1 pseudogene is annotated in these 312 nt (G+C 44.6%); it reads right to left on the bottom strand.

Annotated elements, in window-relative coordinates:
• Positions 1–312, bottom strand: a pseudogene (locus tag RYX56_RS21735) (HslU--HslV peptidase ATPase subunit); the annotation flags it as partial.

Here is a 312-nt window from a genome sequence, read left to right on the forward strand (position 1 = left end):
GCTAACTTTTCATTCACAATCTTTCGTTTTTCTTGAATGGAATAATCTTCTTGCTGTGTCTCTTGATCGGCTGTTGAATTTCCGCCTCCAAATAACATTTCCAATGGGTTCTTGTAGTTTGTTGATTTTTTAGCCGTCGGCACTAACAATTCCACCAGCCTGCTGTTGGCATTCTCTTCAGCAAGCTCCTGTACACTCTGCATCCGTTCCTCTTTTACAAGACGGACGGCAGTTTCGGCAAGGTCGCGGACCATGGATTCAACATCGCGGCCAACATAACCTACCTCCGTAAATTTTGTAGCTTCAACCTTG

This window comes from Alkalihalophilus lindianensis, assembly GCF_032843265.1.
Classification (GTDB): Bacteria; Bacillota; Bacilli; order Bacillales; family Bacillaceae_D; genus Alkalihalophilus; species Alkalihalophilus lindianensis.